This window comes from Agrococcus sp. Ld7, assembly GCF_045064095.1.
Taxonomy (GTDB): Bacteria; Actinomycetota; Actinomycetes; order Actinomycetales; family Microbacteriaceae; genus Agrococcus.
In genome coordinates this window covers 1-7,956 of record NZ_JBISGY010000008.1, presented here as the reverse complement: position 1 = coordinate 7,956, position 7,956 = coordinate 1, and the positions used below count along the sequence as shown (strand labels likewise).

The window sequence follows — 7,956 nt, the reverse complement described above, 5'->3', positions numbered from 1 at the left end:
GACAGCTGCTTCGAGACGATCTTCAACACGGCCACCCGAGCGCGAGACATGCCAGCGACTGTGACCTATGTCGCGACTCATGAGCGACCTATCAAGTGAGACCTATGTCGTGAACCCGGACACCTCCGGGCGCGCACAGTGTTGAGACAGCTGTAGAAGAAAACCCCCGGTCAGACGTAAAGTCGGCCGGGGGTTTTGCTGTCCACTAACGAGAGCCGGTCGCCTTCGTGGTTTCCTAAGTGTCCAGAAACGCGTCCACAAACCCCGTTTCTCGGGCATGGCGGCAAGGCGTCCCGTCGAGTCCCGGCAGGCCCCAGGCGGTCCACCGCCCGCGATCAGACCTTCGGCTTCCGCGTTGGTTCGAAGCGCTGCGGACAGGGGGTCACGACAAATGCGGCGTTCGGCCAGGCCGCCCGGCGGCACTGCGTTCAAAGCAGCGAAATGGTGGAGACGACCGGTTGGCCAAGGGCACGCGCCGCCGTAATCGGGGCGTGCGGCCCGCGCTTGCACGCGTGCGACGAGATCTGGCGGAGTGCTTGTCAAATGGAGGACTGCTCCGCGCCCGGCTTTCGACATACGTCTGACTAAAGGCGCTCCTCCAGCTCACCGTTGACCAACATCCCGTCGGGTGGTGGGATCATGTGAGCATGCGACCCGTCGTAACGCTCCGCCCTGGCCAGCACAGCCTGGTGCGGCTGCCGTACCGGAAGGGCGGCGCCAACTATCAGCTGCTCAAGGACATCCGCGGGCCGGGCACGCGAGAGCCCAAGTGGAACGCGGTTGAGCAAGCCTTCGAAGTGCCGCGCGCGAACGGGGACCGCTTGATCGTTGGCCTTGTTGAGGAGTTCGGTCGCATACTCGTAGTTGTGCACGGGCATCGGCAGGTGTCGTGCGTCAGTGACTGCTGGAACGCAAGTCCTGCGACCGCTTGGGACTGCGTCTGCGGCTGCGCCGGCTCCAACCACGGCACAGGCCACCCACTTGGCCGAGAAGTCGCCAGCGGGCTCTCAATCGAACACCAGTACAGCATCGGGAACTACGACGTCGACGAAGACGGCTGGACACTGCTCGATGCTTGAGGCACCCCAGCTGCATCCTTGGAACGATACGACGAAGGCGGCCTGCTCGTGGGTGACCGCCCTCTGACGCCTGAACGCGTCGGCCGGCATCTGTACGCTAGCTCCACGAAAGAGCGTCAGCCAGAGCACGGTTACTCGCAGGGCGACGGCAAACACGACGAACCCGACGATGACCGTCGTACCCAGCATCGACCCTGATCCGCAGGGATCTGGGCGAGGGAACGACACGTGTTGAGTCCGATGCCGAAGTGCCAGACTGCGGCGCGAGAACATGCTTGGCTGGCCTGCCTTGAGCGGCGATCCTCTCGTCGCGCTCGTCGATCTGCTCGAGCAGGAACCGGACAGTGCTGGCGCCGAAGGTGTCGTCGACGTTCGCGGTGTCGCGGATCGCGGCGAGTCGGTAGGCGGCGGTCATAGCTCGTCTAGGTCGATGCCGGTGGCGGCTTCTGGGCCGGCACCTCGAGCTTCGGTGGACGGTCGCCGCCGCCGATGGACTCGCCGGTCGCCAGCTCGTAGAGAGCGAGACGACGCTCGCCCAACGCGATGCATTGGACGAGCGTCGCTGCCGGGGCTACTGGACGATTACGCGCAGCTGGGCGGCGACCTGACTGCCGATCGCATGCTCGTCGCCCAGGATGAAGACCTGCTCCGCTCCGAGCCGCTCGATCTGCGTCACGGAAGTGGGAGGAAGGTAGTCCCGCAGCACGAGTATCACGGGAGCGGCCTCGCCGCCTGCGAAGGCCGCTCCAGCGAGCGCGTCGGGGAAGTTCGCGCCGTTGGCGACGAACACCCGGTCGGACGCCGGGAACTGGGCCGCGATGAGGGATGCGGTCTCGAACCGGTCGGCGCCGGCGATGCGAGAAACCGTGCCGAACTCGCGCAATGCGACCTCAACGTTGCGGGAGACGGACGGTGTGCTTCCAAGGACCACGATCCGCTGCGGGTCGAGTCGTTGCAGCGCGTCCGCCACGCTCGGTCGCAGATCCCCAGGTGCCGTGAGCAGCACCGGCGAACCGGTCGCGCCTGCGAGCGCGGCACCAGCGAGCGCGTCGGGGAAGGTCATTCCAGAGGCGACGTAGACCGTGTCGATCCCCGGGTCGAAGCCCTTCGAGATCATCGCCGCGGTGGCGAACCGGTCGGCCCCCGCGATCCGGCTGACGTTGCCGAAGGGCAGCAACTGCTGCCGGACAGCGTCGCTGAGAGTCGGCGTGCCGCCGAGGATCACGATATTCGTGGGTTGCAGGCGCTGCAGTGCCTCGATCGTCGGCTGCGGTACGCCCGTGGGGCGTGCGAGCAGGATCGGTGCGTCGTTAAGTGACGCGAGCGCCGCGCCAGCGAGCGCGTCGGGGAAGCCGACACCTGACGCGATGTAAACCGTGTTGACACCGACCGGAAAGCGGTCGGAGATCGCCGCTGCGGTTGCAAAGCGATCGACACCCGAGATGCGCTCGAGCGAATCGAACGGCGTCACAGGGGCGGAGGCGGTCGAGGCTGCCGAGCTGCCGGCGGGGTTCACTGCCACGATGGTGAACGTGTAGGCGACGCCGCTGGTTAGGCCGGTGACCGTGGCGGTCGTCGCCGACCCCGTGGCGGTCGCGGTCCGGCCTCCGGGAGAGGCGGTCACCGAGTACGAGAGGATCGCCGCGCCTCCGGTGGAGCTGGGTGCGCTCCATGAAACGACGGCGGACGCCACACCCGCAGTCGCGGATGCTCCGAACGGTGCCGTGGCGACAGTGCGCGGAGTGACCGCCGACGACGGAGCGGAGGCTACAGAGTTGCCAGCCGCGTTCACAGCAACGACCGTGAATGTGTAAGTTACTCCGTTGGTGAGGCCGGTCACCGTCGCGACGGTCGATGACCCGGGCACGGTTTCCGTGCGGCCTCCGGGGGCTGCGGTCACGATGTAGGAGCCGATCGCCGCACCGCCGTCCGAGCGTGGGGCGGCCCACGAGACCGCAGTCGAGCCGTTGCCGGGCGTTCCTGAAACGGTCGTCGGCGCGTCGGCCACAGTCCGCGGCGTCACCGCCGCCGTGGGCGCCGACGCGCGGGAGTTGCCAGCAGAGTTCACAGCGGCGACGGTGAACGTATAGCTGCTGCCGTTCGTGAGGCCTGCGACGGTCGCGCTAGTCGCCGGTGCCGGGACGGTCGCGGTGCTGCCGCCGGGGGATGCCGTAACGATGTATGACGTGACAGCGGCATCGCCATCGATTGTCGGCGGATTCCAAGAGACCGACGCGGATGAATTGCCAGCAGTCGCTCGAACGTTGGTCGGGGCGTTTGGCGGCACGCGATCGTCACCGGTGTTGGTCACGGTGAGTGATCTGTCGAACTGCGGATAGTCGGCGCTGCTGCCGACGTTGCCGTGCGAGTCGGATGGCGGATAGAGCAATACGTACCAGGCGCCGGGAGCGGCTCCGCGGGGGACTGTGAGACGCGTCTCCCACCAGCCGTCGCGGTTGGTACCAGAGACCAGTTGCATGCGCTCGCCGGTTACGGTCTGCGAGGTTGTCTTGCTGATGAGGTCGGCGAGACTGGGTTGGACGTCCGAGTCGTCAGTGACGCGCGCTCTCACGGTGACGACTTGCTCATTGCGCGAAACGTCTACGTTGCGTGGTGCGACGTCGAATTCGACCACCTCCGGCGCAGCCAAGTCCGGCATCGTGGTGTTGGTCACGGTGAGTGATCTGTCGAACTGCGGATAGTCGGCGCTGCTGCCACGGTTGCCGTGCGAGTCGGATGGCGGATAGAGCAATACGTACCAGGCGCCGGGAGCGGCTCCGCGGGGGACTGTGAGACGCGTCTCCCACCAGCCGTCGCGGTTGGTACCAGAGACCAGTTGCATGCGCTCGCCGGTTACGGTCTGCGAGGTTGTCTTGCTGATGAGGTCGGCGAGACTGGGTTGGACGTCCGAGTCGTCAGTGACGCGCGCTCTCACGGTGACGACTTGCTCATTGCGCGAAACGTCTACGTTGCGTGGTGCGACGTCGAATTCGACCACCTCCGGCGCAGCCAAGTCTGATGCCGAGAACGTTGCCGTGGGCACACTCAAGGGGCTCGCTAGAACGGAGAAGAGAACCGCGAAAGACGTCATTAGTGTGCGAAGAGGAGAAGTCATTTCGGCCCTTCGAGGCGTGATTTGCTGAATCAACTTCAGTATCCCATCTAAGGCGGGTAATCGGGCTAATGCCACAAGAAGTGGCTGCGCGACTGGCGTTCGAGGCAGTAGCGACGCGGTCGCTGGTGCACCCGCGCATCCAGTCCCTCCGATTGGAGTCGAACGTTCAGCTGCAGCTTGTGTCGCGGCATGTGGACGTGGCTGAGGTCTGACAATTCGGCTGGCCATAGTGGCCGTAGTGGGCGACGAGGATTTCGGAAAGCTCGTCTACACGAGGTAGACGTCATGGATGGTGCGCAGAATGGAGAATACCGCTGGAGCTCCACCGCTGAACAGTGCCTCCATCAGGTACCACTCGTAGTCGTGAACCGCGATGTCTGGTTCGCCAGGATGGGCAGTTGGATCGACAATCGAGACGATGAGCGGTTGGGGAAACTCGAGCACGGCATCCGAATCGACGCCTGGCCGGTCGCCACGAATCTGCGTATCGGGCTGCAGTTCGGTGGTCAGTACCGGCCGTTGCACCCAGCCGGTGTCGATGCCCCAACTGACCCTTGCACGCGGGCCTTGTAGATCGAAGATGATCACGAGCGCGCGGACACCGCCGCCCTCGTCACGAGAGTCGTGGCCCGGTGCGATCCGGATGGTGGTCTTGTAGTCGGGCATCAAGTACTCCTTTGTTCCTTCGGTGGTGGTGGCTGTCTGGTCGCGTGACTGTCGTCAGCATTTCCCAGTAGGTCATCGAGCACCTCGGCCTGGCCGCTATCGACAAGTTCGAGTCGGCCGATGTAGTGGTCGAGCGTGACGGCGATCGAGCGATGACCGGCGAGTGCCGCGGCGTGTTCGTTCGAGAGCGCGTGCGCAACCGCTGTGGCTGCTGTCGAGCGCATCGCCTTGGGGATGAGAAGAGACGGTTCAATCCCGGCCGCGCGCAGTTCGTCGGCCATGTCCTTTCGGAAGGCGCGGATGACTCGGCGAACGTTATGCGGGGAAAGCCAAGGCTGGTCATCTGCACGGTTGCCAAGGAGCGCGGCCCGTCGAGCGAGGGTGGTAGCACGTACGCCGGATGCCGGCCAGAGAGGTGCCTCAGGATCCGAGGTGGAGGCGCTTCGGCGGCGCAGGATGTCGATCGCCGATCGTGAGAGTCGAATCGCGCGGGTCTGACGGGCATCTTTGGGGTGGTGCTGGCGATGTAGTGGGATGGTTTCGACCTGGACCAGGGTTCCCGTGACGGCGAGGCGAGGGGGCTCGGCGGTGAGAGCGAGGTCCATCGGGCGTAGCGCCAGTACTTCTCCGACGCGCATGGATGTCGCAACGGAGACGAGTAGCGCGTCGAGCACATCGTTGTTTGGCTTTGGCCCGGGCTTGGAGTAGTTGCCGACCCACTGCTCCCAGGCTTGCCGGATCGCGAGAAGCTGAGGAGCGCTGTAGGCGGTCGGTGCTGAAGCGTGCTGGCGAACGCGCCTCGCTCGGGCCAGCGGCGTCGACGGAATCGCCCCGACGCGCACAGCCTCGTCGAGCATTTGGCGAAGCAGGCCGCGGACGCGCTGGGCCTGCGCCTGCGTGCGAATCTCGCGCAGTACGAGCTCGAGTTCCGGCGCCCTCAGCTCCCCGAGCAGGGCGGTACCGATCGCCGGCAGCACGCGCGATTCGAGGTCTCCGCGATACTTCACGAGTGTCTGTGGCGCGATCCCCGCACGCCCTTGCGGATCGGACAGGCGCATATCGACGTCGCTCTGGCGCTCTTGCAGCCAGTATGAGGCGAGCTCCTCGACGGTAGTCGTGGCGGAGAGCGCGGTGCCGGGGTCCTTCTCCAGGGCGCGAAGACGAAGTTCCGCGAACTCCGGCGTCGGCCCGTGGGCGCGATGCCGACGGTCCTTGCCCGACGAGCCACGGAAGCGGCCGTCGACGTGCCAGACATCCCCGCGGCGCTCGAAACGGATCGTGCCCCATCCCGCGCCGCGGCGCGGCCTACCCATTGTGGGAGTCCAGCCACGCAACGACGTCGCCGGCTCGGTAGCGGACGAGCGCTCCGCCCAGGTTGCGCCAGACGGGCCCGGTGCGGAGCGCACGCCAGTTGCGGAGGGTCTTGGCTGCAACGCCGAGCGCGGCGGCGAGCTGCGTCTCGGTGAGCAGGAGCCCGGAGGAGGCGGCGTAAAGGTCGAGGGTCGGCGGGGGAGCAGTCAGGGTCATGCCGCTGCCATAGGCGGTCGGGGCGGGGCTGGTCGTGGCGTGCAGGGTGGTCATGTTCTGCTCCATGCGGCACGCGGTGTCCGTTTCGCTCGTCGGCTTCGCAATTTGAAGATGCAGCTTTGCTCGCCTCACCGGGGACTCCGCCTGACTAGCTACGTGCTAGGTCGTCCTCCACGCCCGAGCGGTGTCAGCGGCCAGCGGAAAATGCCCGCGGGCAGTCAGCAAGATTGCCCACGGACGGCCAGGAGGGGTGCCCGCCGGCGGCCCGATGCGTTGCCCACGCAACGGCCCAGACATCGTCGACCCAGCACTTGTTCGCTCCATGCGCCGACGCAGATTAGCGCTTGATGTAGTGCGAGCGCCGGGCCACCAGCCTCGGCTCGTCGCGTGCTCGATGCAGCGTCGATAGAGGCCTCTATCCGCGGAACGACGCGGATGTTGCTGGCAGTCTTCGCACGGCAACGTGCACGCTCGGGGCGGGTAACAGATGTGCTCTGCGCCAACGTCCACGCAGTGATCGCCTCCGAGCTGCTCGCGCGGAGGATGTCCGATGGTGGACAGGAGGCATGCCCGCCTGTGGCCAGAACGACTTCCCAGACCGTGGGCAGCGACGTGGTCGCCAGTGGGCAATTTCTCATGGCCACCGACAGAGCGGACGGATTGCACGGTTCCGTGCGACGCGCGCAGATCGGATGGCCGGCGTGACAATCGTCCTCCTGCGTCCGCCGACTCCAGCGCTCCGGACGCAGGCTGAGCGTCGGCCTCGCCGTCGTGGTCGAAAATCGGGAGGCTCGACGAAATTGATGACGGTCGAACGCTCATGCAGAAGCCGGTCAAAGTTCAAAGCCGAGAACGTGCGCCGCGCTCGGAAAGGGCACGCGGGCACATGTGACGCCGCGAGCTCGTTGCTGAATGCTCTCAGGGACGTCAACCACATGCGGTGCAATGAGCGCGGCGATGCCCTCGACCTCGAGCGTGTACTCCTGGCTATCTGCCGCGGGTCGTCCGTAGTGCATGGAATACCACTCGGCCACGCTCGCGACGAAGTCGCGAATGTCGTCATTGTCGAGGTACGCCAGGCCCTCGTCGTCATCGCCCAATGCCAGGCTGACTTGCCGGATCAGCTCCGCTTGCAGGTCGGTCAGAAGGCTGTCGATTGGTGCGACCAGCTCAGCCAGGTGGAAGCCCCAGGGAAGCGCCCTCGCGGTGCCCTTTTGGTTCGCGTTCATCCGGATCCTTCCGACTTAGTGCTAGCGCGAGTGCGCATGCACTAGGGCTATAGGCGGCGGCTGCAACCGACGGGAGAGCTGGCTGCACCACCTGCGCCACCGGATCCGGTGCCAAGTGGTGCAGCGCGTGGTGCAAAAGCGCGCCTGTGCTGGCCGCGATTGCGCGGCACATATCCACATTCATGGAAATCGTGCACCACGGTCATCCGATGCTGAGTATTTGACCTCCTGAGCGCCACCTGTTCGTGCGGCGTAGCGCCATGGTTGGTGCGGGTGAGCGCCAGCGGATCGCGTGGTTTGGCGCCGCTGGCGCTCACCCTCGGTTCATGCGGCCGCTGCG

General features: G+C 65.8%; 6 protein-coding genes. 1 reads left to right on the top strand and 5 read right to left on the bottom strand.

Translation table 11 applies throughout. The features are described 5' to 3' along the window. The first annotated feature begins 647 nt into the window (after positions 1-647). Positions 648-1,079, top strand: coding sequence for a hypothetical protein (locus tag ACJJVL_RS02195; protein WP_405216541.1), 432 nt, complete (start codon positions 648-650; stop codon positions 1,077-1,079). A 571-nt stretch (positions 1,080-1,650) separates the two neighbouring features. Here the strand turns inward: ACJJVL_RS02195 and ACJJVL_RS02190 are convergent. From ACJJVL_RS02190 to ACJJVL_RS02170, 5 genes are all read right to left on the bottom strand, one after another. Then, positions 1,651-4,227 carry a cell wall-binding repeat-containing protein gene (locus tag ACJJVL_RS02190; protein WP_405216539.1) on the bottom strand — a complete coding sequence of 859 codons (2,577 nt, stop codon included), beginning with the start codon at positions 4,225-4,227 and terminating at the stop codon, positions 1,651-1,653. A gap of 234 nt (positions 4,228-4,461) precedes the next feature. Further along, positions 4,462-4,860, bottom strand: coding sequence for a hypothetical protein (locus ACJJVL_RS02185; RefSeq protein ID WP_405216537.1), 399 nt, complete (start codon positions 4,858-4,860; stop codon positions 4,462-4,464). Beyond that, on the bottom strand, positions 4,860-6,173 hold the full coding sequence (locus tag ACJJVL_RS02180) for a hypothetical protein (RefSeq protein ID WP_405216535.1): 1,314 nt from the start codon (positions 6,171-6,173) through the stop codon (positions 4,860-4,862). The genes ACJJVL_RS02185 and ACJJVL_RS02180 overlap by 1 nt, the downstream gene beginning before the upstream one ends. Continuing rightward, complete coding sequence (locus ACJJVL_RS02175; RefSeq protein ID WP_405216533.1) at positions 6,166-6,441, bottom strand: helix-turn-helix transcriptional regulator; 276 nt, start codon at positions 6,439-6,441, stop codon at positions 6,166-6,168. The genes ACJJVL_RS02180 and ACJJVL_RS02175 overlap by 8 nt, the downstream gene beginning before the upstream one ends. Before the next feature lie 779 nt (positions 6,442-7,220). Then, a complete protein-coding gene (locus ACJJVL_RS02170; protein WP_405216531.1) occupies positions 7,221-7,616 on the bottom strand; it encodes a hypothetical protein in 396 nt (131 codons plus the stop codon). Positions 7,617-7,956: the final 340 nt, after the last annotated feature.

Coding starts and splice junctions, on each gene's coding strand:
- ACJJVL_RS02195 (WP_405216541.1), top strand. CDS start 648: ATGCGACCCGTCGTAACGCTCCGCCCTGGCCAGCACAGCCTGGTGCGG.
- ACJJVL_RS02185 (WP_405216537.1), bottom strand. CDS start 4,860: ATGCCCGACTACAAGACCACCATCCGGATCGCACCGGGCCACGACTCT.
- ACJJVL_RS02180 (WP_405216535.1), bottom strand. CDS start 6,173: ATGGGTAGGCCGCGCCGCGGCGCGGGATGGGGCACGATCCGTTTCGAG.
- ACJJVL_RS02175 (WP_405216533.1), bottom strand. CDS start 6,441: ATGACCACCCTGCACGCCACGACCAGCCCCGCCCCGACCGCCTATGGC.
- ACJJVL_RS02170 (WP_405216531.1), bottom strand. CDS start 7,616: ATGAACGCGAACCAAAAGGGCACCGCGAGGGCGCTTCCCTGGGGCTTC.